General features: G+C 70.1%; 20 protein-coding genes. 9 read left to right on the top strand and 11 right to left on the bottom strand.

Features of this window, described 5'->3' with window-relative positions; genetic code table 11:
- Window position 1: 1 nt before the first annotated feature.
- Window positions 2-1,198, top strand: coding sequence for a urate hydroxylase PuuD (locus tag WG903_RS00365; RefSeq protein WP_340072184.1), 1,197 nt, complete (start codon window positions 2-4; stop codon window positions 1,196-1,198).
- Here the strand turns inward: WG903_RS00365 and WG903_RS00360 are convergent.
- Both WG903_RS00360 and WG903_RS00355 read right to left on the bottom strand, forming a co-directional pair.
- Entirely contained in the window at window positions 1,173-2,129 is a 957-nt protein-coding gene (locus WG903_RS00360) for an MBL fold metallo-hydrolase (RefSeq protein WP_340072183.1), read from the bottom strand. The two genes, WG903_RS00365 and WG903_RS00360, sit on opposite strands and share 26 nt — an antisense overlap.
- Window positions 2,130-2,164: 35 nt before the next feature.
- Window positions 2,165-2,707, bottom strand: a complete 543-nt coding sequence (locus tag WG903_RS00355) for a hypothetical protein (protein ID WP_340072182.1) — start codon at window positions 2,705-2,707, stop codon at window positions 2,165-2,167.
- A 319-nt stretch (window positions 2,708-3,026) separates the two neighbouring features.
- Between WG903_RS00355 and WG903_RS00350 the strand changes: the two genes are divergently transcribed.
- A complete protein-coding gene (locus WG903_RS00350) occupies window positions 3,027-4,895 on the top strand; it encodes a glycosyl hydrolase family 8 (protein WP_340072181.1) in 1,869 nt (622 codons plus the stop codon).
- Window positions 4,896-4,978: 83 nt separating this feature from the next.
- Window positions 4,979-5,194, top strand: a complete 216-nt coding sequence (locus tag WG903_RS00345) for a hypothetical protein (RefSeq protein ID WP_340072180.1) — start codon at window positions 4,979-4,981, stop codon at window positions 5,192-5,194.
- A 6-nt stretch (window positions 5,195-5,200) separates the two neighbouring features.
- Here the strand turns inward: WG903_RS00345 and WG903_RS00340 are convergent, their stop codons facing one another.
- Window positions 5,201-5,926 (bottom strand): sulfite exporter TauE/SafE family protein, encoded by a 726-nt coding sequence (locus tag WG903_RS00340; RefSeq protein ID WP_340072179.1) that lies wholly within the window; start codon window positions 5,924-5,926, stop codon window positions 5,201-5,203.
- 67 nt (window positions 5,927-5,993) lie between these two features.
- Between WG903_RS00340 and WG903_RS00335 the strand changes: the two genes are divergently transcribed.
- From WG903_RS00335 to WG903_RS00310, 6 genes are all read left to right on the top strand, one after another.
- Window positions 5,994-7,769, top strand: coding sequence for a DUF885 domain-containing protein (locus tag WG903_RS00335; RefSeq protein ID WP_340072178.1), 1,776 nt, complete (start codon window positions 5,994-5,996; stop codon window positions 7,767-7,769).
- Between the two features lie 41 nt (window positions 7,770-7,810).
- Window positions 7,811-8,761: a tripartite tricarboxylate transporter substrate binding protein gene (locus tag WG903_RS00330; protein WP_340072177.1), complete on the top strand. Its 951-nt coding sequence runs from the start codon at window positions 7,811-7,813 to the stop codon at window positions 8,759-8,761.
- Between the two features lie 30 nt (window positions 8,762-8,791).
- Window positions 8,792-10,099, top strand: coding sequence for a glycerate kinase type-2 family protein (locus WG903_RS00325; RefSeq protein WP_340072175.1), 1,308 nt, complete (start codon window positions 8,792-8,794; stop codon window positions 10,097-10,099).
- An 84-nt stretch (window positions 10,100-10,183) separates the two neighbouring features.
- Entirely contained in the window at window positions 10,184-10,630 is a 447-nt protein-coding gene (locus tag WG903_RS00320) for a septal ring lytic transglycosylase RlpA family protein (protein WP_340072174.1), read from the top strand.
- Window positions 10,631-10,717: 87 nt separating this feature from the next.
- Window positions 10,718-11,506: a hypothetical protein gene (locus WG903_RS00315; protein ID WP_340072173.1), complete on the top strand. Its 789-nt coding sequence runs from the start codon at window positions 10,718-10,720 to the stop codon at window positions 11,504-11,506.
- Window positions 11,507-11,677: 171 nt separating this feature from the next.
- A complete protein-coding gene (locus WG903_RS00310; protein WP_340072172.1) occupies window positions 11,678-12,229 on the top strand; it encodes a DUF2087 domain-containing protein in 552 nt (183 codons plus the stop codon).
- Here WG903_RS00310 and WG903_RS00305 read toward each other — a convergent pair.
- The 8 genes from WG903_RS00305 to WG903_RS00270 form a co-directional block, all read right to left on the bottom strand.
- Window positions 12,199-13,191: a Cj0069 family protein gene (locus WG903_RS00305; protein ID WP_340072171.1), complete on the bottom strand. Its 993-nt coding sequence runs from the start codon at window positions 13,189-13,191 to the stop codon at window positions 12,199-12,201. The two genes, WG903_RS00310 and WG903_RS00305, sit on opposite strands and share 31 nt — an antisense overlap.
- A gap of 100 nt (window positions 13,192-13,291) precedes the next feature.
- On the bottom strand, window positions 13,292-14,386 hold the full coding sequence (locus WG903_RS00300) for a DNA topoisomerase IB (RefSeq protein WP_445263562.1): 1,095 nt from the start codon (window positions 14,384-14,386) through the stop codon (window positions 13,292-13,294).
- Window positions 14,387-14,455: 69 nt separating this feature from the next.
- The gene (locus tag WG903_RS00295; RefSeq protein ID WP_340072169.1) at window positions 14,456-14,938 is read right to left on the bottom strand and encodes a DUF3016 domain-containing protein; all 483 of its coding nucleotides are present in this window, start codon (window positions 14,936-14,938) and stop codon (window positions 14,456-14,458) included.
- 62 nt (window positions 14,939-15,000) lie between these two features.
- On the bottom strand, window positions 15,001-15,414 hold the full coding sequence (locus tag WG903_RS00290; RefSeq protein ID WP_340072168.1) for an acyl-CoA thioesterase: 414 nt from the start codon (window positions 15,412-15,414) through the stop codon (window positions 15,001-15,003).
- An 8-nt stretch (window positions 15,415-15,422) separates the two neighbouring features.
- Window positions 15,423-16,400, bottom strand: a complete 978-nt coding sequence (locus WG903_RS00285; RefSeq protein ID WP_340072167.1) for a Bug family tripartite tricarboxylate transporter substrate binding protein — start codon at window positions 16,398-16,400, stop codon at window positions 15,423-15,425.
- Window positions 16,397-17,917, bottom strand: coding sequence for an indolepyruvate oxidoreductase subunit beta family protein (locus WG903_RS00280; RefSeq protein ID WP_340072165.1), 1,521 nt, complete (start codon window positions 17,915-17,917; stop codon window positions 16,397-16,399). The genes WG903_RS00285 and WG903_RS00280 overlap by 4 nt, the downstream gene beginning before the upstream one ends.
- Window positions 17,914-20,040: an indolepyruvate ferredoxin oxidoreductase subunit alpha gene (locus WG903_RS00275; protein WP_340072164.1), complete on the bottom strand. Its 2,127-nt coding sequence runs from the start codon at window positions 20,038-20,040 to the stop codon at window positions 17,914-17,916. Before WG903_RS00275 ends, WG903_RS00280 begins: the two co-directional genes overlap by 4 nt.
- Before the next feature lie 88 nt (window positions 20,041-20,128).
- A complete protein-coding gene (locus WG903_RS00270) occupies window positions 20,129-22,294 on the bottom strand; it encodes a sensor histidine kinase (RefSeq protein WP_340072163.1) in 2,166 nt (721 codons plus the stop codon).
- Window positions 22,295-22,359 lie beyond the last annotated feature (65 nt).

Genomic DNA, 22,359 nt, shown 5'->3' with positions numbered 1-22,359 from the left:
CATGGACACCTACCTCCTCGACTGGGCCAACCTGCTGCTGCGCTGGGCGCACGTGATCACGGCGATCGCGTGGGTCGGCTCCTCGTTCTACTTCGTGTTCCTCGATTCGAGCCTGGTGCCGCCCGCCGACGACAAGCTGCGCGGCGAAGGCGCGACCGGCGAGCTGTGGGCCGTGCACGGCGGCGGCTTCTACCACCCGGTGAAGTACGCGGTCGCGCCGCCGCAGCTGCCGCCGCACCTGCACTGGTTCTACTGGGAAAGCTACTCGACCTGGCTCACCGGCTTCGGCCTCTTCACGGTGCTGTACCTGTGGCACGCCGGCAGCTTCCTCGTCGACCGCAACCTGCTCGATTGGCCGCCGGCCGCCGCCGGCGCCGCGGCGGTGGCGTCGCTGTACGTGTTCTGGGCGATCTACAACCAGGCGTGCAAGTGGTTCGGCGAAAAGGACAACGGCGACGCCATCGTCGGCGCGATCGTGCTGGTGCTCGTCGTCGCCGCATCCTGGGCGGCGTGCCGCGTGTTCCCGGGGCGCGCCGCATTCGTCATCGTCGGCGCGATGCTTGCTACCGCGATGAGCGCCAACGTGCTGTTCTGGATCATCCCCGGCCAGCGCCAGGTGGTGGCCGCCATCCGCGCCGGACAGCCCGTCGATCCCGTCCACGGCTTCCGCGGCAAGCAGCGCAGCGTGCACAACACCTACTTCACGCTGCCGGTGCTCGTCGCGATGCTGAGCAACCACTACGGCTTCCTGTGGTCGCACCCGCACAACTGGCTGGTGCTGGTGCTGATGATGGCGGCCGGTGCGGCGATCCGGCAGTTCTTCGTGCTGCGGCACGGTTTCAAGCTGGGGCGCAACGGCCATCCCTGGCCGTATGCGGTAGCCGGCGTCGTCGTCATCGCGGCGGTCGCGGCGTGGCTGGCGCCCGCGCCGGCGCCGCAGCAGGCCGCGCAGAAACCGGTGGGCTACGCCGACGTGCAGCCGGTGATCGCGCAGCGCTGCGTGCAATGCCACGGCGAGCAGCTGCAGATGAAAGGCATCCGCCTCGACTCCGCCGAGTCGCTCAAGCAGCACGCGCAGCAGGTGTACCAGCAGGCCGTGGTGCAGAAGACCATGCCGCTGAACAACGCCACCGGCATGACCGAGGAAGAGCGCGCGCTGGTGGCGCGCTGGTTCAGTTCTTCAGGATCGAGTAATTGAGCGGCTCGAACGCGTAGCCGTTGCCTTCGGCGCGGATGCGGCCCAGCCCGGGGAACGAGATGTGCGCCGCGCCCACCATCCAGCGCTTCTGTGCCGCCTCGGCGAAAGCCTTCTCGCGCTCCGCGATGGCGCGCGGGCTGTCGGTGTCGAAGCTGATCGCGATGCGCGGCGCCTCGAACTGCACCGAGGCGACGTGCATCAGGTCGCCCCACAGCACCAGCGTCTGGCCCTTGCTCTCGATGCGGTAGATCGCGTGGCCCGGCGTGTGGCCGTGCGTCGGCACCGCGGTGACGCCGGGGGCGATCTGCGTCACGCCCTCGAAGGTGGCGAGCCTGCCCGCGGCCGCGTAGGGCCGCACCTTCTCCATCGCAACCTTGAAGGCCGGCGCCTGCTCGCCCGCCTTCGCCATCATCTCGTCGCTGAGCCAGTAGTCGGTGTCCGCCTTGTCGATGCGCAGCCGCGCGTTGGGAAAGGTGCGCGCCGTGCCGGTCATCAGCCCGCCGATGTGGTCGCCGTGCATGTGCGTGATGCAGACCTCGTCCACCTGCTCGGGCCGGTAGCCGGCGGCGCGCAGGTTGTCGACCAGCAGCGGCGCGTCGCCGAAGTAGCCGCCCGAACCCGTGTCGATGAGCACCAGCTTGCCGCCGGTGTTGACGAGGTAGGCGGTCACCGAAACCTCGTGCGTGTCTTCCAGGAAGTGCCGGCCCAGGGCGGCGGCCACCTGCTCCTTCGGCGCGCCGCTCAGGAACTGGCCCATCGGCAACTTCGCGGTGCCGTCGAGCAGGGCGGTGACTTCGATGTCGCCCACCATGGCGCGGTAGAAGCCCGGCGCCTGCTTCTTCACCAGCGGCGCTTCGGCCCGCGCGGAATCGGGCGACAGGAAGGGGATGGACAGCAGGAGCGCTGCGGCGAGCGCGGCGTGACGCAACATGGTTCCTCCTCGCGGATGCGAAGCGGAAGTGTGCCTCAGCCGTTTTCCCTTTTTCGCCGCAGGACTTTGCGCCGCCACAGCAGCAGCCCCGCGGCGTAAGCCATGAAGTAGCCGGAGAACATCCCCACGGGTGCGAGCGTCCAGGGGCTCAGCACGAACTGCGGGCCTTGCGACGCGTCGGTGCCATGCAGCGCCAGCTCACCCAACCGCCACGCGAGGCGCGCGACGAACAGCGCCGACAGCGCGATGCCGAGCCGCGCGTCGGGCGTGTAGTACAGGCCGTCGCCCGGGATGGCTTCGAACTGCGTGCGCTTGAGGCCGTACACCGCCAGCGCGCCGCCGATCGCGAGGCCCGCCGCGAGCCAGACGAGCTTGAACGGCTGCGGCGGCCCCGGCGGCACGAACGCCGTCATGGCGAGCAGCCACAGCAGCAGCGGGAACAGCGTGAGCGTGACCCATGGCCGCACGCGTGAAAGCTTCTGCCGCTGCGTGAGGCGGCGGAAGCGCACGACCATGCGCCACGCGATGAGCGGCACCAGCACGAGCCACGTGATGAGCGAAGGATTGGGCGCCGCCATGCGCGCCGATTCTCCGATACTGCTGAGGCACCCGTGGCTCAGCAGCGGCCGCGGTGCCTCAGCCATAGCACGCCAGGCTCATCACTGGACGTAACTTTGTGACAGACGAGCTTGTGGATAGCTCGGCGGGCATCCCCGGATGAGCACGTGTACATGGGGCGAAATGGCTCATCAACGCCGTCCTACACTGTAAATTCCGCTTTTCCTTTTCTTGCAATGTAGGCGGCGTCCTCTGCCGTTTGTAGTCCGCGTCCTACTACCATCGCGCCTTCGGTTGAGCTCATGGCTCGGCTGCAGCAGTACGCAGGAGTAGCAGTAAATGAAAAGACGCGATTTCTCGAAGTTCTCGGCCGCCGGCCTCGTTCTCGCCGGAGCCGGCTGGGCAGGCACCCGCAACGCGGCGCCCGTGACGCGCCCCAAGTCGACCAGCGGCCCTGCGCCGGCACCGACCCCGACGTCGGCGCCCGCACCCGCTCCCACCACGGCGCCGGCACCCGCTCCCACGACGGCGCCCGCACCCGCACCAGCCCCCGCCACCGCTTCCGGCCTGGGCTATCCCTTCGGCGCGCGCCTGAACGCCTATGTCGCCGGCACGAAGCCCTCGACGCCCACGGCCACCATGGACTCGGCGCTGAAGAGCCACTACACGGCGTGGAAGGCCGCGCGCGTCGTCGACGCCAGCTCCATCGTCGCCGGCGGCTACGCCGTCAAGTTCTCCGACAGCAACTTCATGACCGTGTCCGAAGGCATGGGCTACGGCATGTTGCTGGCCGTCGTGTTCGCCGGCCATGACCCGAACGCCCGCGCGCTGTTCGACGGCATGCTGGCCGTGGTGCGCACGCGCTACGCCTACGGCAACGCCACGTACGACCCGCTGGGCAAGTACCTCATGGATTGGCGCCTGTACGCCAACGGCAGCTCGGCCGGCGAAGGCTGGAACGCCATGGACGGCGACCTCGACATCGCGATGGCCCTGCTGATGGCCGACAAGCAGTGGGGCTCCACCGGCAAGTGGAACTACCTGCAAGAGGGCAAGAACACGATCGCCGCGCTGAAGTCGATCAACATGAAGCCGGACGGCACGACCAAGGGCCTGCGCCTGCCGGACGTGAGCCGCAGCTCCGACTACATGATCGGCCACTTCCGCGCCTTCGCGGCCGCGACCGGCGACTCGTTCTGGAACACCGCGATCGACCGCGCCTACCAGCTCACCGACCGCATGCAGACCGTGTACTCGGCCGGCGCGGGACTGGTGCCCGACTTCATCGTAGACACCAACACGGCCACGCCGCGTCCCTCGCCCGGCTTCATGGGCGACGGCAACGCCAACGAGGACCGCTTCTGGTGGAACGCCTGCCGCAACCCGTGGCGCTACGCCTCGGACTACCTGCTCTCCGGCGACACGCGCTGGAAGACGGTGACCACGCGCATGATCGACTTCTTCCAGGCCCGTGGCGGCAGCGACGTGTCGCAGATCGGCACCGGCTACTTCCTGAACGGCGCCATGGCCACCGGCGGCAACAGCCCCGCGTACCACGGCCCGATCTGCGCCGGCGCCTGCGTCGACGCCAAGTACCAGCCGTTCCTCGACGCGCTGTGGAACTGGAACGCGTCGCACCTGACGACCGGCTACTACGACGGCGAACTGCAGTTGCTGAGCCTGGTGGTCGCTTCGGGCAACTGGTGGTCGCCGCTGGGCAGGACCGGCGCCGTCTCGGGCGGATCGTCGCCGGCGCCCGCGCCGTCGCCCGCACCGGCTCCCGCGCCGGCTCCGGCAACGTCCACCGGCACCAACGTGCTGGCCAACGGCGACTTCGCCGGCGGCATGTCGGGCTGGGCCGACTGGGGCAACTCGGTGGTCGTGGCCGGCGCGCTGAACGTCGGCATCAACGCCGGCGGCTGTGGCCAGGACATCGCCACCAAGGTCGTGGCGGGCAAGACCTACAAGCTGACCGCCACGGCGCGGATCACGACGGCGGCCGAAGGCGTGTTCGTCGGCGTGAAGCTGATGGACGCGAGCGGCGCCGCGCTGGTGAACCAGTCGCAGCTGGTGTCGTCGACCTCGGCGACGGCCGTGTCGATCACCTTCACGGTGCCCGCGGGCGTCGCCAGCGGCAACGTGTTCGTGTGGAAGAACGCCAACGCCGCGCTGGGCGTGATCGACAACTTCTCGCTGGTGGCGATGTAAGCAGGCTGCGTCCTTCGCAAGAAAGCCAATGTGCATGTAACGCACATTGGCTTTTTTCATGGGCCATCCGAGAATTTGCACGCATGGGGACAGACAAGGCAGCAGTCGCTTTCGCACAGTGGCTGGAAGCGCACAAGAAGCACGTGGCGTGCGAGAAGCGCATGAAGGAAGCCCTGCGCGTCAGCCGCCAGATGGGCAGCCAGCCGCCGCAGGAGCTGGTCGACGAATGCAGACGGCTGAAGGCCGAGGCCGACCGCCTGCTGGCCATCGCGCAGCAGCAGGTGCCGCGCAAGCCCTGAGCGGCCTCAGGCCGTGAAGGCCGCCGCCAGCATGACGAGCCCCGCCACGAGCATGACGCCGTCCATCAGGTAGCGGAAACGCTCCGCATCGAGCCGGCGCACGAAATGCTTGCCGATGAAGGCGCCCGCCAGCAGCGTGCTGCCGACGATCAGGCCCTGCACGAACACTTCCAGCGGCAGCGCGCCGAAGCTGCGGAAGGCGATGGCCTTGGCGACGTACACGCCGATCGAGCTCATGGCTTCGGTGGCCAGGTAGGAGCCCTTCACCAGCCCGTGCATCAGGAAGAACGGCGTGTTGATGGGCCCCGTGCTCACCACCATGCCGGTGGCGAACCCGATGAACGCGCCGACGAGCGCCATGTGCACGCGCGTCAGCTGCCACTGCTGGCGCAGCATCCAGCGGCGGATCGGGATCATCGCGATGAAGAAGGCGCCGAGCACGCCTTCGACGATGCCGGTGGGCAGCACGAGCAGCGTGCGCGCGCCGGCCGCGGCGGCGGGCATGGCGGTGACGGAGTAGGCCAGCGTGGTGCGCCAGTCCACCTCGCGCCACCAGGCGGCGACGCGCGAGGCGTTCGCCAGGATCGAGCCGATCGCCATGATCGGCACCGCCTGCTTGGGGCCGTAGACCAGCACCAGCGCCGGCATCAGCATGATCGACGTGCCGAAGCCGACGATGCCGCCCAGCGTGCCCGCGACCAGGCCCAGGCTCAGGACCAGCAGGTAATCCAAGGAACTGTCAGCAGCATAGACCCCAGGGATTATGGGTGAGCTGCCGCGGGCCTACGATCGCGCCGCGATGACGAACTTCCTGCTCACACGCCGCACCTTCAACACGCAGCTCGCGGCGGCTGCCTTGACCACCGCATTGCCCGCCGCCGCCGCATCCGGCCCCGCCGCGCAGGTGGCGCGCCTGGCCGATGCGTACATGGATGCCTACTGGCGGCTCTTCCCGCTGGACGCCACGGAGAACACGGGCGACGCCGTGTACGAAGGCCTGTTCGCGGTGGACATCGCCCCTGCAGCGCGCGAGCAGCAGCGCGCGCTGTACCGGCGCACGCTGGCGCAGCTGGAGGCGATCCCGCGCGCCGCGCTCGAAGGCCAGGCCGCGCTGACCTGGGACGTGCTGAAGTTCGACGCGCAGGACAAGCTGGCGCGCCTCGCGTATCCCTCCCACCTGGTGCCGGTGGGGCACATCGACGCGCTGCCGGTCAAGCTGTCGCAGTGGGCGAGCGGCGACGCCGCGCAGCCGCTCGCGACCGCGCAGAACCAGGCGCACTTCCTCGTGCGCCTGAAGGGCATCCCCGCGTGGATCGACCAGGCCATCGCCAACATGAAGGAAGGCATGGCGCGCGGCTTCACGCTGCCGCGCCCGCTGGTGGAGCGCACGCTGCCGCAGCTGGCCGAGCTGCTGCCGGCCGACGTGGCGCAAAGCCCCTTCCTCGCGGCCTCGCGCAAGTTCGCGGATGCGCGCATGGCGGCGGCCTACCGCCGCGTGGTCGAGCGCGAGGTGACGCCCGCGGTGGCGCGGCTGCGCGATTTCATGGCGGGGCCTTACCTGGCCGCCGCGCGCACCACGGCGGGCCTCGCGCACGTCAAGGGCGGGCGCGAGTGGTACGCGACGCTGGTGCGTTCCAGCACCACATCGTCGGCCAGCGCCGCCGAGTTGCACGAGCTGGGCCTGCGCGAAGTGGAGCGCATCCGCGCCGAGATGGCGGCGCTGCGCGCGCGCTTCGACTTCAAGGGCGAACTCGACGAATTCATCCAGTGGGTCGGCAAGCTGCCCGCCAACCGGCCGTTCAGGAGCGAGGACGAAGTGATCGCCGCCTACGAGGCGATCAACGAGCGCGTGAAGGCGCGCCTGCCGCGCCTGTTCGAGCGCTCGCCGAAAGCGGCGCTGCAGATCCGCCCGATCGAGCCCATCCGCCGCGCGACGGCCTCCGACAACTACGTGCCGCCCTCGGTGGACGGCGCGCGGCCCGGCGTGTTCTACGTCGTGGTGCAGGAACCGGGCGACTACCAGCGCATGTCGATGAATGCGCTGTTCCTGCACGAGGGCCAGCCGGGGCACCACTACCAGATGGCGTTGCAGCGCGAGCTGGGTGCGTCGAAGTTCCTGCAGTCCACCTGGTACGACGCGTTCGGCGAAGGCTGGGCCCTGTACGCGGAGAGCCTGGGCCACGACCTGGGCGTGTACGACGAGCCGCTGGCGCTGATGGGGCGGCTGCAGATGGAGCTGCACCGCGCGCTGCGCTTGGTGGTGGATACGGGCCTGCACGACAAGGGCTGGTCGCGCGAGGAGACCATGGCCTTCCTGCGCAGCAAGGAGGGCTCCACCGAGGAGTTCGCGCGCCGCGCGACCGAGCGCTACATGGCCTGGCCGGGGCAGGCGCTCGCGTACAAGGCGGGCGAGCTCAAGATCATCCAGCTGCGCGAGCGGGCGCGCGCCGCGCTCGGCGGCCGTTTCGACATCCGCGCCTTCCATGCCCGCGCGCTGGAGGGCGGCTGCGTGCCGCTGGCGCTGCTCGAGGCGCGCATCGACGCCTGGATCGCAGCCCAACGTTCGAACGGGTAAGCCCTCATTTCGCGCCCGCGGGCGGCGACAACAATCGGGGCATGAAGCTCCTGATCGCCCTCGTTTGCGCGGTCTCCGCGCAGCTCGCATCGGCCCAGGCACTGACCTGCCCGGACAAGAACATCCTCTACTGGCAGGCCTTCCCGCCCGGCGGCGAATCGGACCTGTCGGCGCGCCACCAGCAGGTGGTGCTGCACAAGAAGTGCCCGAATGTCGAGACCGTGATCCAGTACAAGGCCGGCGCCGGCGGCGGGCTGATGTGGGCGCAGATGAACCAGCTGCCCGGCGACGGCTACAACGTCGTGGGCATCAACCTGCCGCACATCGTGCTGCAGCCGCTCGAAGGCGAGGTGCAGTACAAGACGGCCGACGTCACGCCGGTGTTCTGGTTCCACTTCACGCCCGACGCACTGGTGGTGCCGGAGGCCAGCCCGCACAAGACTTTCAAGGACTTCATCGACGCCGCCAAGAAGAACCCGGGCAAGATGAACCTGGGCGGCTCGGGGCTGAACTCCGCCAACCACGTGTCGCACGAGCGGCTCAATGCGCTCTTCGGCGTGAAGACGACCTACGTGCCGTACAAGGGCACGGGCGACATGTCGCTGGCGGTGGTGGGCAACCAGATCGACGGCGCGGTGACGTACACGGCTTTCGCGATCAACAACAAGGCCAAGGTTCGCGCGCTCGCCGTGGCGATGGAGAAGCGCCACCCGCTGCTGCCGGACGTGCCCACGTTCCGCGAACTCGGCGTCGACTGGGTCGACGGCGCGTTCCGCGGCATCGGCGTGCCCAAGTCCACGCCGCCCGAGCAGCGCGCCAAGCTCGCGCAGTTGTGGCTCGCGCTGAACAACGACGCGGAGATGAAGGAGCTCGCGGCGAAGAGCGGCTTCGAGCTGATCAACGTCGGCACCGCGGAGATGGATGCCTTCATGAAGGACAAGGTGCGCGTGTACACGGAGAGCGCGAAGACGCTCAACCTGGGCAAGAAGTGACAGCGCGCCCGCGGTGACACAATCACGCGGATGACGATCCGCGACCCGCGCGCCTTCCTGGAGCACCTGTACCGCGTCGCCGTCGAGCGCGCGCAGCCGGTGCACGGCATGGGCCGCTTCCTGCCGCAGCCGCCCCGTGGCCGCACGCTCGTGCTGGGCGCCGGCAAGGCCGGCGGCGCGATGGCGCAGGCGCTGGAGGCGCTGTGGCCCGCGGATGCGCCGCTCGAAGGGCTGGTCGTCACGCGCTACCACCACACGCCGCCGCGCCCCAAGGGACTCGCTCAGCGGATCGAGGTCGTCGAGGCCTCGCACCCCGTGCCCGATGCCGCCGGCCTGCAGGCGGCGCAACGCATCCTCGCGATGGCGCAGGGCCTGACGCCCGACGACCTCGTGCTGTGCCTCATCTCCGGCGGCGGCTCGGCGCTGCTGACGCTGCCGGCCGAGGGCCTGACACTGGAAGAAAAGCAGCGCATCAACCGCGAGCTGCTCGAATCGGGCGCCAACATCGGCGAGATGAACTGCGTGCGCAAGCACCTCTCGCGCATCAAGGGCGGGCGGCTCGCGGCGGCGTGCGCGCCCGCGCGCGTGGTCACGCTCACCATCAGCGACGTGCCCGGCGACGACCCCTCGGTGATCGCGAGCGGGCCGACGGTGCCCGACGCGACCACCTGCGCGCAGGCCATCGCGATCCTTCAGCGCTGCGGCATCGCGGTTCCGGGCGCAATCATGAGCCTGCTGGAGCAAGGCGCGCTCGAGACGCCCAAGCCCGGTGATGCGCTCTTCGCGAACCACGAGGTGCACATGATCGCGACGCCGCGCCAGTCGCTGGAAGCGGCGGCGCAGGCTGCGCGCCAGGCGGGCATTGCCGCCCACATCCTGTCGGACGACATGGAAGGCGAGTCGCGCGAAGTCGGCAAGGTGCACGCGGCGCTCGCGCGCGCAGTCGCACGCACGGGCGAACCTTTCGCGAAGCCGTGCGTGATCCTCTCCGGCGGCGAGACGACGGTGACGGTGAAGAAGCAGCCCGAAGGCGTGCCGCGCGGGCGCGGCGGCCGCGCCGGCGAGTTCTGCCTCGGCCTGGCTCAGGCGCTGCAGGGCGAGGCGCGCGTGTGGGGGCTGGCGGCCGACACGGACGGTATCGACGGCGTCGAGGACAACGCGGGCGCCTACGTCGAGCCCGCGACGCTCGCGCGCGCGCAAGCGCTCGGCATGAAGGCCGACGAGTTCCTGGCGCGCAACGACGCCTATGGCTTTTTCTCCGCGCTCGGCGACCTCGTCGTGACCGGCCCGACGCACACCAACGTCAACGATTTCCGCGCGCTGCTCGTGCTGCCCTGAGGCGGTGTCGCTGAGCCGGGCGTTCCGACAGCGCTTCGCTCGCGCCTCCGACAACGCGGCCGCGCTGCACTGCCAAAGTGGGCCATGCTTCGCCGCTGCTCCTGCGTCGTGATCCTGCTTTGCGCCTGCATCGGCAGCGCCTCGGCCGCGCCGGCCATCGAAACGCCCCACCCGCCGCCGCACAAGAAGAGCCACGCCAAGCCGCAGGTGGGCCAAGCCTCCATCTATGCGCGCAAGTTCGCCGGCCGGCGCATGGCCAACGGCGAACGCATGGACCCGCGTTCCGACAATGCCGCCAGCAAGACCCTCCCGCTCGGCACCCGGGCCCGCGTGACGAACCTGGACACCGGGCGCAGCGCACTGGTCACCATCGAGGATCGAGGGCCCTTCGTGCGCGGCCGCATCGTCGACCTGTCGCCGGCTTCGGCGGCGCAAATTGGCCTGACGCCCAGGGACGGCGTCGCGCGCGTGGAAGTCGTTCCTGTCGAGCTGCCCGGCGCCGAGAAGGCGCAAACCGTGGCCGGTGAATGAGCCGTGGCTCAGCGTCGGAACCTTCCTACAAATCGCGGCTTTCCCGTCCGACTTGATGGGCAGCCGTGGCTCTGCTGTGATGCTTCGATGGACCGCACCACCAGCCTCGATCACGCCGTCACCACGGCCACCGTTCCCTCCACCGAGCCGCGGCGGCGCTGGTCCGACGGCCCGCACTACCCGTGGTCGCCGGCGACCGACGAAACGTGGTCGGTCGCGACGCACTGGCCCGCGCTCGTCGCGGTGCTGTGCGAGCAGGTGGCCGACAGCAGCGGCGACCTGGGCGGCGAGATCGAGCGGCTGTGCAAGCACGGCCTGCTGTCGCAGGGCGAGGCCGCGGCGATGCGCCGCAGCGTCGAAGCCATGCGCGCATCGGGCCAGGCCTTGCAGCAGATCGTGCGGCTGGGCGCGGGCCTGTACAACCTGTCGCCCGACCGCGTGGACCTCGCCGAGGTCGCACGCGCGGCGGTGCGCGAGCGCCAGCGCGAGGTGCTCACGCGCGGCGGCGAGCTGAGCATGGACCTGCACCGCGCCGAGGTGTGGGTGGATGGCGCCGTCGCCTCCGGCCTGCTGCAGGCGGGGCTGGACTGGGCGCTGGGTTTTTCCAGCCACGTGCGCGTGAAGGTGGAACCGGGCGACGGCGGCGAGCCGGCGCGCGTGGTGTTCCGCGGCGCGCTCTCGCGGTCGCGCGCACGCACGCCCGCGACCGGCACGCGCCGCAACCGCCGCATGAACGACAACCTGCACTGGGTGCTGCTGCGGCAGCTCGCGTCGTGCGCGCACCTGCCGATCAGCCGCTCGTCCACCGCGGCCACCGAATCGGCCGTGGTCGAATTCCCCGCGTACATCACCGTCGCGCCGCGCCCGCTGCCCTGATCTAGAATCGGCGCCGGGTCCGCAGTCCACCCAGGCGTTGCCGGGGCTTTCGAAGCCCCAAGCTAAACCTGCGATTCACACACGCGCATGCACCGGTGATTCCGTGCCTGACGCTGCAAGGGCAACCCCAGCACCCGCTTCGCGGCGGGACCGGGCACATGAGGAAGAGCCATGCCCAAGATCCCCGTGCCCTATGCGGCCGCGGACATTACCAGCGTCGCCAGGACGCTGAAGTCCGCCCTCGACGAACGCCATGCATCCGGCAAGCCGCCGCCGTCGCACGTCGAGCTCCTGAACCTGCTGGCGCGCGCCGCCGGCGTTCGCAACTTCCAGTCGCTCAAGGCCGCGCCGCCCCCTGCGCCGGCCGCGATCGAAGTGTTGCCTGCGGGCGAGCTCTCGCCCCTCGCGCGCAAGACGCTGATGCAGTTCGACGACGCTGGGCGCCTCGTGCGCCTGCCCAACAAGTTCTCGGTGCAGCGTATGGCGATGTGGGTGCTGTGGACGCGCTTCGCGCCGCGCCGCGACTACACCGAGAAGGAGGTCAACGCGCTGCTGAACGCGCAGCACACGTTCGGCGACCCCGCGACGCTGCGGCGCGAGCTGGTCGAGATGAAGCTGCTGGGCCGCGAGAGCGACTGCAGCCGCTACTGGAAGGAGCCGCGCCGGCCCGACGCCGACACGCGCGCCTTCCTTCAGGCCTGGCGGGCGAAGTTCCGCGCCTGAACGGCGGCGACGATCGCCGGGATGGCCGACGGCGGGAACGGCGAGACGCTGCTCACGTTGATCTCGCACAGCACGTACGCGTCGCCCGCGCCGAGCATGAAATCGCAGTCCCACAGCAGCGGCAGGCGCTCGCGCGGCAGGCCCACGCTTGCGCGCAGCAGCTCGACCCACGAGGATTCGAGCAGCGACCGCAGCCGCTGGCATTCGGCGAGGTCCGGCCCGTGGTACAGCCGCTGCCCCGGCTGCGGCGCCTCGGGATGCAAGGCATTGACCGCCTGCACGCCGAAGCCCGCGACGCGATCGCCCACGAGGTAGGCGCGCACCATGCCTTCGGCGATGCGCGGCTGCCAGGCCTGGTCGACCATGTGGCCGCCGGCCGCGGGTTCGAAGTAGGGCGCGAGACGTTCGCAGAGCGCCTCGAGGTCCATCGTCTCTTCCTCGCTGCCGCGCTGCGCCGGCCGCACGCGCACGCGTTCGCCGTCGGCACGCTCGATGCGGAACACGCCCATGCCGCTGTGGCCGCGGTACTGCTTGAGCACGCGCGGCCCCTGCGCCAGGCGCTGCGGCAAGTCCGCCTGGAGCTGCGCCAGGCTGCCGATGCGGTGCACGTCGCTGCCGAACGGCAGGTCGCGCACCGCGAGCAGCACGTCCTTGGTGCCGAGCGCGAGGATGGCGTCGGGATGCGCGCTGACGAACACGCCGCGGCCTGCCACGCGCCGCAGCATCGCATCGAGCGTGTCGCGGCGGCGCCCACCTTCGATGGGGTTGCACCAGGCCTGCACCACGTCGACGCCGCGCAGCTGCGCCTCGACCTCGTCGCAGAAGTCGTCGTGGTACACGGCGGGTTGCGCGGGGATGCCGGCTAAACGGAAGGCTTCGAAGAGCGGTGCGAAGCGGCTTTCGGCGGGATCGCTGCGCTCGCGCATCGCGCGATCGCCGGGGTAGAGCAATGCGACTTTCACGGGGGGCTCCTTCGCGGCCATGGGCCGCCGTCGGGAGCAGAACTTGGACGCGCTCGGGCGTCTTGGATCGGGGAGCCTGCCGTTGTCCCCTGCGCGGATTCTAGGCCGCCACGGCCTCGGCTGCACGCTTCTTCGGCTTCGCCTTGGCCTTGGCGACGCTCGCTGCCAACTGGCCCGCCAGCGTGCGCGAAAGCCGCGTTTCCAGCAGCGCCAGCACGGCGGCCTCGGCACCGGCCCTGGGGTCCAGCACCAGCTCGCCCTGCTGGTAACTCGCAAAGATTTCGGGGTGCACGTAGCACTTGCGGCAGATCGTCGGCGTGTTGCCCAGGCGCTGCGCGACGCGCGCGATCGCGGCCTTCACATTTTTCTTGAAGCCGGCCTGCGAATCGAACGCTTCGCATTCCTGCAACGCCATCGCCGCCATCACCGTGCCGGCCCAGGTGCGGAAGTCCTTGGCCGTGATGTCGGCGCCGGTGATCTCCTTCAGGTACGCGTTGACGTCGGCGGACGTCACTTCGCGCAGCTCGCCGCCCTCGTCGACGTACTGGAACAGGCGCTGGCCCGGCAGGTCCTGGCAGGCCTTGACGATCTTCGCCACGCGCCGGTTCTGCACCTGCAGGTCCCAGGTCTTGCCGCTCTTGCCCTTGAAGCGGAACTTCAGTTGCGCGCCTTCCACCTTCACATGCGGGTTGCGCAGCGTGGTCAGGCCGTAGCTCTTGTTGTCGCGCGCGTAGTCGTCGTTGCCGACGCGGATCAAGGTCGTTTCGAGTAGGTGCACGACAGTGGCCAGCACCTTGTCGCGCGGCAGGCCGCGCAGCGCCATGTGTTCGGCGATCGTCGCGCGCACGGCCGGCAGCGCCTTGGCGAAGTCCAGCATGCGCTCGTACTTCGTGCCTTCGCGCACCTCGCGGAACTGCGGGTGGTAGCGGTATTGCTTGCGGCCGCGCGCATCGCGGCCCGTGGCCTGCAGGTGGCCGTTGGCCTTGGGGCAGATCCACACGTCGGTCCACGCGGGCGGGATGGCGAGCTTGCGGATGCGCTCCAGTACCTTCTCGTCGGTCACCTCGTCGCCGTTGGGCTTGAGGTAGGCGAAGCCGTCCCCGCGCCTTTCGCGCGAGAAACCGCGTTCGTCATCGCTGACGTAAGTGAGGCCGGCCTCTTCGGCCGCTTCTTTCGGGTCGTCCACGCCCGCCATGGTGCGGCGCGGCCAGCCCGGCCGTTGTAGGACCGGGGCGGGGCGGGCCGTCGGCCCGGCAGCCCAGCCTCAGCGGGCGGCGTGCGATTCGCCGAAGGTGCGGGCGAACCACGACGAGAGCATGCGCTTCTCGTAATAGAAGGGGCCCGTCGAGCGCCACGAGCCGCCGGGGTGCTGGTAAGCCAGGTCCACCAGGCGCTCGTCGCCGCTGCGGATCACCTGGCCGCGCGCTTCGAGCGTGTAGCGCAGGTGGATCGCCGGCGCGTCGGCAAGGCCGTTGTTCACGCGCACGTTGCCGCGGCGCGTGGGGTATGCGTAGCCGGCCAGGTCGACGTCGAGCACGTCCACGTGCAGCACGTGGTCGGCGGGCAGGCCGGCCGCGAGGCGCTGCAGGTGCCGCGCCAGGGCGTCCATCGTGTCGCGCTCCTGCACGGGGCTGGTGGCGAGGTCGGTGAAACGCTCGGGGGCGATGAACTTGACGTCGGCGGTGCCGGCGAAGGCCGCACCGGACGTGAACGCGACGGCGGCCAGAAGGATGCGGGACGGTTGCATGGGGCGCCTCCTGCTTGGCTTGGATCGTGCCGCCGCCGGCCGGTTCACTTCTTTACCGGAGGTCAGTCGCACAGGGCGCGGATGTCTTCCGGGATGGGCAGCGCGCGGATGCCGCCGCCTTCGCGCTTTCCAGCGAAGATGCGCACCTCCTCGCACTCCATGATGGTGTCGCCGTCCTTGGTCACGCGGTAGCGCTGCACGAAGCTCTTGGTGCGCCACTCGGGGATGCTGGTGTGGATGTACAGCGTGTCGCCGTAGGTCGCGACGGCGATGAACTTGGCCTTGGTGTCGACCAGCGGCGTGCCGATGATGCCGCGCGTGGCCTCGGTCTCGGTCCACGTCGGCACGCCGCACTGGACGAAGAAGTTGCGCGAGGCCGCGTCGATCCAGCGGAAGAAGTTCGGGAACCAGACGATCTTCGCGGGGTCGCAGTCCCCGAATTCGACATTCACCGTGTAGACGACTTCGCGTGCCATGCTGCCTTTCAGTCCGCCAGGATCTTGCGTTCCTTGATGATCGCACCGAATCGCCGCGAATCCTCGGTGGCCTTGGCCGCGAACTCGGCGGGCGAGATCGGCAGCGCCTCGCCGCCCAGCCCCACGATGCGGTCCTTCACGGCCTGCGTGCCCAGCACCTTGTTGATCTCGCGGTTCAATCGCGCCACCACGTCGGGCGGCGTGCCGGCGGGCGCGTAGAAGCCGAACACGGTGTCGGCATCGAAACCCTTCAGGCCCGCTTCGTCGAGCGTGGGCACGTCGGGGAAGAGCGGCGAGCGCTTGAGGCTGCCCACCGCCAGCAGCTTCAGCTTGCCCGCGCGCACTTGCTGCAGGCCGATGCCGGGGTCGAAGTAGTAATCGAGCTGCCCCGCCAGCAAGTCCTGCAGCGCGGGCGCCGCGCCGCGGTACGGCACGTGCACGGCGAACAGGCCGGCCTGGCTCTTGAACATCTCGCCCGCCAGGTGCGGCGAGCTGCCGCTGCCCGGGGAGCCGTACGAGAGCCTGCCGGGGTTGGCCTTCACGTAGCCGATGAACTCCTTGACGCTGTTCGCCGGGATCGACGGTTTGGTCACGAGGTACACGGCGATGCGCGCCGCCGCCGCGACCGGCACGAGGTCCTTCGCGGGGTCGAACGCCATGCGCGGGTAGATGTGCGGGTTCACCGAGACCATGCCGCCCGAGCTCATGAGCAGGGTGTAGCCGTCGGCCGCGCTCTTGGCGACGACCTCGCCGCCGATGTTGCCGTTGGCGCCGGCGCGGTTCTCCACCACGACGGGCTGGCCCAGGGCGTCCTGCAACGGCAGGCCGATCAGGCGCGCCAGCTGGTCGGCGGCGCCGCCGGGCGGGAAGTTCACGACGATCTTCACGGGCTTGGACGGCCACGCCTGCGCGAAGGCGCCCGGGGCCGCGAGCGCGAGCGGCAGCAGCGCCAGCAGTGCGCGGCGGAGGATGGTGTTTGTTGTCATGCTTGTCTCCTTGCGGGTAGCCAGCGGATCGGTTGTTCCTTGACGGGGCGCGGCGGGGCGCCATGCGCCACCAGCGCCGCGTCGAGCGCCTTGCCCGCATCGTCGGCGAGCGCGGCGCTGCGCGCATCGGCAATCGCCCTCGCCGCGGCCAGAGGGTCGCTGTCGTGCGCGAGGTGCCCGAGCACGTGCAACAGGTTGTCCTTGCCGCGCTCGTTGGTGCTGCCGTAGCCCTTGATGAGGCGGCCGCATTGCGCGATCTCGTGGCCCAGGCGCCAGTCGCGCCGCGTGCCGGCCACGACGCCCGCGAGCCACTGCTCGATCATCGATTGTTCCAGCAGGTAGCGGCTGCCCTTGCGGCGCAGCCCCTTCAGCGAGGCCAGGACGCGCAGGGCGAGCATGCCGGTGACGGTGTGCGCGCCGAGCTTCAGCGGCAGCGACCAGGTGCCTCGCTGTACGCGCTTCGCCAGCGACGGCGGCAGCAGCGCCGCGAACTCCGGCGCGCCCGGCTTGAAGTGGTCGTAGATGCGCAGGAGCTCGTCCGCCTTCGCTTTCGTCTCGCCGCGCACGCGCTCGAAGCGCGAGGCGCGGCTCTTGAGGTCGGCCACGCGCACGATGTCGTCGAACGCCATCCACAGCGCGAGCCAACGGGCGGTTTCGCGCGTGACGGCGAAGCGCTTCGTGTCGAAAGGGTCGGCCGACTTCTCGGCGTCGAGGACCGCGCGCAGGCGCTGTTCGTAAAGCCCCGCATACGCGCCGTCCTGGTACTCGGTGAGGCGCTGCACGCCGAGCGACGCGAATTCGGCGACGGGCTGCGGCCAGGCTGTCACGGCGGGCTCGACCCGCGGTTGCGGGCCGTCGGCCGCCGGCGCCACCGGATCGAGCCCGGCATGGCAGATGGCGTGCGCCTTGGCAAAACCGCGCAAGCTCGCCTGTGCCGCCGCACCCCCGCCTTCGCGGATCACGTTCTCGTAGTCCTCGCGCGCGAAGAAGGGAAACACGCCGCTGCCCGCCACCGCCCCCAGCATCACGGCGCTCACCACCGTGCCACATTCCTTCGCCACAGCGTTCATGTCGAAGACGCGGTGCTCCCGGCTGAACTCGCGCACCACCTTCAGCAGCGCCTCGCTGTCGGCGCGCCCGTCGCCCAGCTGCATGCGTTCGTGCGTCGTCAGCGCGCGGCTGGACGAAGTGACGATGCGCGTGCGGTCCTTCGCCGCCATGCCGTTGGCCACCTGGCGCGTGGTCTCCAGCAGCTCCGACGACACGATGGCGTCGAGCATCCCCGGCACCGGGTTCAGGCTGAACACCGGCTTGCGGCCGGCGAGTTCGGCGATCGGCACGGGGAAGACTTCGAGGTAATAGGTCGTCGCGCCGGTGCGCTGCGCCACGCCGGGGATCGACGTGGCCTGCGCGGGGTAGCCGGCCTGGCGCGCGACGTTCACCAGCCATTCGGTGAGCACGCCGCCGCCTTCGCCGCCCAGCGCGCAGATCAGCAGGGACACGGGACGCGCGTTCATGCGGGCTGCAGGGCGCGCACGACGGCGCCGCGGATCGACTGGAACAGCCGTTCGTGCCACCTCGGGTTCTGCACGACCTCGGCGCGGTAGAAGCTGGGGCACAGCGTGGCCGCGTGCGCGTTCTCGCCGCACAGGCCGCAGCCCACGCAGCCGTCGATGACGGTGGCGACGGGGTCCACCTTCAGCGGGTCGGGGTTGTCCTTGAGCGTGAGCGTCGGGCAGCCCGACAGGCGGATGCACGCGTGGTCGCCGTTGCACACGTCTTCGTCCACGCCGTACTTCACGCGCACCACGCGCTCACCCTTCTTCAAGAGCGAGGCGATCCAGGGCTTGATGCGGCGCTGGCGCTCCAGCTGGCACTCGCCCTCGGCGACGATGACCTTCAGGCCGTTGAAATCGCTGGTGAAGGCGTCCTCGAGCGTCTTCTTCACGTGCGCGACGTCGTAGGTGTGCACCGTGCGCAGCCACTGCACGCCCAGGCCCTGCAGCGTGGCCTCGATGGTGCGGTTGGTGTGCACCAGGCTCTCGCCCTTGTCGGCCGACGCCGCTCGCGCGTGCTCGTGCGGCGTGGAGATCAGCTCCTGCGTGCCCGTGGCCGACGAGTAGCCGTTCTTGAAGATCAGGAGCACCGCGTCGTCGCCGTTGAAGAGCGCGCTTTGCACGCCGGTGAGCAGGCCGTTGTGCCAGAAGCCGCCGTCGCCCATCACCGCCAGCGTGCGCCGCTGCATCACCGGCGACACGCCGGCGCGCGAGGCGAGCGACATGCCGTAGCCCAGGATCGAATGCCCCATCGAGAAGGGCTCGAAGGTGCCGAAGGCGTGGCAGCCGATGTCGGCGGCGATGTGCACCGGCCCGATGGCCTGCTGCGCGAGCTTGAGCGCGGAGAACACTGGCCGCTCGGGGCAACCGATGCAGAAGCCGGGCGGGCGGTTGGGCAAGGGTTGCGGCAGGAGCGCGGCGGCTTCCTTGCGGCGCGCATCCAGCGCGGCCAGCCAGCCGCCGTCCGCACCCGCGAACTGCGCGAGCCCGCGCGAGATCGTTTCCACCGTGTATTCGCCGCCCGCGGGCAGCACGTCCTTGCCGTGCAGGCGCGTCTGGATGTCGCGGCGGCGCAGCAGCGTGGCGATCTCCTGCTCGATGTACTCGGGCTGGCCTTCCTCGACCACCAGCACCTTGTCCTTGCCGATGCAGAAGTCGGCCACCTGTTCGGGCACCAGCGGGTAAGTGACGTTCAGCACCAGCAGCGGGATCTCGCTGGCGCCGAACGCATCGGCCAGGCCCAGCTGCTGCAGCGAGCGCACCAGCGCGTTGTACAGGCCGCCTTGCACGATGATGCCGACGTCCGCGCGCCGGCCGGGCATGAGCTCGTTGAGCGCGTTGTCCACGATGTACTTGCGCGCGGCGGGGATGCGCTCGTCGCCCTTGAGCTTCTCGTGGCGGAACGTGACGGGCGGGTGGGCGAGGCGCATGTAGTCGAAGGCGGCCGGGTTCTCCATCAGCGCGCGCTTGGAAATGGCCGGCGCGACGTTGTCCTTGGCGACGAAGCTGCCGCGCACGTGGCAGGCGCGGATGCGCAGCTCCAGGATGCACGGCATGTTCGAGGCCTCCGACAGGCGGAAACCCTCCTCGACCATGCGCACCATCACCTCCAGGTCGGGCCGCGGATCGATCAGGCACATCGTCGACTTCAGCGCGTAGGCGTGCGTGCGCTCCTGGATGACCGACGCGCCTTCGCCGTAGTCTTCGCCCACGACGATGAGCGCGCCGCCCTTCACGCCGGGCGACGACAGGTTGGACAGCGCGTCCGACGCCACGTTGGTGCCGACGATGGACTTCCACGTCACGGCGCCGCGCAGCGGGTAGTGGATGGAAGCCCCCAGCATGGCGGCAGCCGATGCCTCGTTGGCGCACGCCTCGACGTGCACGCCCAGTTCGTCCAGGTAGGGGCGGGCCTGCACCATCACGTCGAGCAGGTGCGACACCGGCGCGCCCTGGTAGCCGCCGACGTAGGCCACGCCCGATTGCAGCAAGGCCTTGGTGATGGCGAGGATGCCCTCGCCGTGGAAAGCCTGGCCCGCGTGCAGGCGCAGCGATTCGATCTCGCGCGCGAATGAAACTTCCATGGCCGCAGTGTGCGTCGCGGCAGGCCATTCAGCAATCCGGTCTGCGAACTATCGGATATGCGCGGGGTGAATACCGCCGTGTGCCGCGTCAGGCGCGGGGTGCGCTGCTCCGCGCCCCATCGGCACCCGCATCCGGCGCCACCGGCCTGGGCGTGGGGGCCGACGTGAGCGGGAGGTAGACCGTGAAGGTGCTGCCGTGGCCCGGCCCGTCGCTGAAGACCTCGACATGCCCGCCGTGCAGGGCGACGAGCTTGCTCACCAGCCCCAGCCCGATGCCGAGCCCACCCTGGCGCTGGTCGGCGTGACTGCCCACCTGCTCGAACATCTCGAAGATCCGCGCCTGGGCCGTCACGGGAATCCCCAGCCCGTCATCGCGGATCTCCACCACGGCCTCGTGCCCTTCGCTGCGCGCCGCCAGCCGGATGTTGCCGCCCAGCGGCGTGTACTTGGCCGCGTTGCCCAGGAGGTTGGTGAAGACCTGCTCCAGCCGCGCCGGGTCGCCGCTCATCAGGAGCTCGTCCGCGGGCAGGGCCAGCTCGAACTTGTGCGAGGCGCGCTCCATCGAGCTCTGTGTCGCATCCGCCGCGCGCAGCAGCACCGTGCGCAGGTCGATGCCCTCGAGCTCGAGCTGCACCTTGCCGCTGTTGATGCGCGAAACGTCCAGCAGGTCGTCGATCAGCCGCTTCATCTGGCGCAGCTGCTGCGACAGCACCTCACGGGCGCGTGCCGCCTGAGTGGAGCCGGGCTCCGCGATCTTCAGGATCTGCGCGCAGTTCTGCACCGGCGTGAGCACGTTGCGCAACTCGTGCGACAGGGTGGCCAGGAACTCGGCGCGGCGCCGGTCGACATCGGCCAGGTCGCGGGCGAGCACCCGCAGCTGCTCCTCCTGGTGCTTGCGCTCGGTGACGTCCACGCCGGCGCCCGCGATGGCCAGGATCGCCCCGGCTTCATCCCGTACCGGGGACAGAACCAGGTCGATGAGGCGCAGGCGCGAGTCGCCACGGAAGGCGGCCTCGCAGCGGAAGGTTTCGCCGGCACGGGCCAGCGCGATCCCCTCGCGCAATACCGATTGCTGCGACTCGGGCGCGGCGAACCACGGGCATTCCCACAGCTTGGTCCCGGCGGGCAGCGGTTGGCCGCCGGCCTCGCCCTGCCCGTGGTTGACCTCCAGCAGGTCGCCGTCGGGCGAGATGACGCACGCGAACATCGAGCCCTGCTCGAAGAATGCGCGGAACTTCGCGTTCGCCTGCGCGACCGCGACGGCGGCTTCCTCGGCGTTGCGATGCGCCTGGGCCCGCCCGCGCGCGCGTTGCCCGAGCACGAAGAAGCGCACGGCGCCTGCTGTGAGCAGCGACAGCGCAAGCAATCCCGCGATGCTCGCGACCACCGCGCGGTTCCACGTGGCCAGGACCACCTCGATGCGCGTGGAGACCAGGACCACGAGCGGGTGGCCTTCGACCGCGCGGTAACTCACGATGCGCTCGTAACCCCAGGGCGGGCCGCTCGTGACGAAGGTGTCGGCGCGGCGCTGCAGCAGCTTGGTCGCGAAGACCGGCGCCTCGGCGAAGCTGCGCCCGATCAGCGCGTCGTCGGCGGGGTAGCGCGCCAGTAGCGTGCCGTTGCCTTGCAGCAGCGAGACCTGCTGTCCCGGCTGGAGGTCGAGCTTGCGATAGAGCCGCGAGATGGAGTCCAGCTGCACCGCCGCGACGGCAACACCGAGGAAGCGCCCGTCCCGCGCCGTGATGCGGCGCGTCACCGCGACGAACCAGCCCGTGCCGGAGCGGCTTTGCAGCGCTTCGGAGACGGCGCGCGTGACCCGCTCGTCGTCCAGGTACTGGCGGAAGTAGGGGCGGTCCGCCAGCGACACCGCGGGTGTGTTCGGGTAGTCGGTGTCATGCAGGATGAAGCCGTCCGGTCCGATGACGAAGAGCGCCCGCACCGTGGGCACGAACCCCAGGCGCGCCCGCATGGTCTCGCGCGCCGCCCGGTCGTTCTTCGGCGGCTGCATGGCCGCCGTGTAGATCGCCAGCCCTTCCAGCGTGCTCGCCACGCCGTCGAAGGTGCGTGCGGTGTTCTCCTCGAACAGCGCGGCCAGCGTGGTCGCGTCCTTGCGGGCCTGCTCGATGAGCAGGCGGCGTTCGCGTTGCAGCGCAAGGGCCGCGACGATCGCGATGATGGAGACGAACGCAATGCCGGCCAGGGCCGCCGAGCGCCACTCGCGCAGGCCCCGCTTCGGGTCGGGATCGGGGGCCATGCCGTTCGGGACGAGGGGAAGTGGATGAGATGGTATCCCAGGGTGCAAGAGGCGCTTGCCATGCA

It is taken from the genome of Ramlibacter sp. PS4R-6 (genome assembly GCF_037572775.1).
In the GTDB taxonomy this organism is placed as follows: domain Bacteria; phylum Pseudomonadota; class Gammaproteobacteria; order Burkholderiales; family Burkholderiaceae_C; genus Ramlibacter.
This window is presented reverse-complemented; position numbering and strand designations above follow the sequence as displayed.

Excerpts from the sequence above, each read along its gene's own strand:
- WG903_RS00365 (WP_340072184.1), top strand. The coding sequence starts at position 2 with ATGGACACCTACCTCCTCGACTGGGCCAACCTGCTGCTGCGCTGGGCG.
- WG903_RS00360 (WP_340072183.1), bottom strand. The coding sequence starts at position 2,129 with ATGTTGCGTCACGCCGCGCTCGCCGCAGCGCTCCTGCTGTCCATCCCC.
- WG903_RS00355 (WP_340072182.1), bottom strand. The coding sequence starts at position 2,707 with ATGGCGGCGCCCAATCCTTCGCTCATCACGTGGCTCGTGCTGGTGCCG.
- WG903_RS00350 (WP_340072181.1), top strand. The coding sequence starts at position 3,027 with ATGAAAAGACGCGATTTCTCGAAGTTCTCGGCCGCCGGCCTCGTTCTC.
- WG903_RS00345 (WP_340072180.1), top strand. The coding sequence starts at position 4,979 with ATGGGGACAGACAAGGCAGCAGTCGCTTTCGCACAGTGGCTGGAAGCG.
- WG903_RS00335 (WP_340072178.1), top strand. The coding sequence starts at position 5,994 with ATGACGAACTTCCTGCTCACACGCCGCACCTTCAACACGCAGCTCGCG.
- WG903_RS00330 (WP_340072177.1), top strand. The coding sequence starts at position 7,811 with ATGAAGCTCCTGATCGCCCTCGTTTGCGCGGTCTCCGCGCAGCTCGCA.
- WG903_RS00325 (WP_340072175.1), top strand. The coding sequence starts at position 8,792 with ATGACGATCCGCGACCCGCGCGCCTTCCTGGAGCACCTGTACCGCGTC.
- WG903_RS00320 (WP_340072174.1), top strand. The coding sequence starts at position 10,184 with ATGCTTCGCCGCTGCTCCTGCGTCGTGATCCTGCTTTGCGCCTGCATC.
- WG903_RS00315 (WP_340072173.1), top strand. The coding sequence starts at position 10,718 with ATGGACCGCACCACCAGCCTCGATCACGCCGTCACCACGGCCACCGTT.
- WG903_RS00310 (WP_340072172.1), top strand. The coding sequence starts at position 11,678 with ATGCCCAAGATCCCCGTGCCCTATGCGGCCGCGGACATTACCAGCGTC.
- WG903_RS00300 (WP_445263562.1), bottom strand. The coding sequence starts at position 14,386 with ATGGCGGGCGTGGACGACCCGAAAGAAGCGGCCGAAGAGGCCGGCCTC.
- WG903_RS00295 (WP_340072169.1), bottom strand. The coding sequence starts at position 14,938 with ATGCAACCGTCCCGCATCCTTCTGGCCGCCGTCGCGTTCACGTCCGGT.
- WG903_RS00290 (WP_340072168.1), bottom strand. The coding sequence starts at position 15,414 with ATGGCACGCGAAGTCGTCTACACGGTGAATGTCGAATTCGGGGACTGC.
- WG903_RS00285 (WP_340072167.1), bottom strand. The coding sequence starts at position 16,400 with ATGACAACAAACACCATCCTCCGCCGCGCACTGCTGGCGCTGCTGCCG.
- WG903_RS00280 (WP_340072165.1), bottom strand. The coding sequence starts at position 17,917 with ATGAACGCGCGTCCCGTGTCCCTGCTGATCTGCGCGCTGGGCGGCGAA.
- WG903_RS00275 (WP_340072164.1), bottom strand. The coding sequence starts at position 20,040 with ATGGAAGTTTCATTCGCGCGCGAGATCGAATCGCTGCGCCTGCACGCG.
- WG903_RS00270 (WP_340072163.1), bottom strand. The coding sequence starts at position 22,294 with ATGGCCCCCGATCCCGACCCGAAGCGGGGCCTGCGCGAGTGGCGCTCG.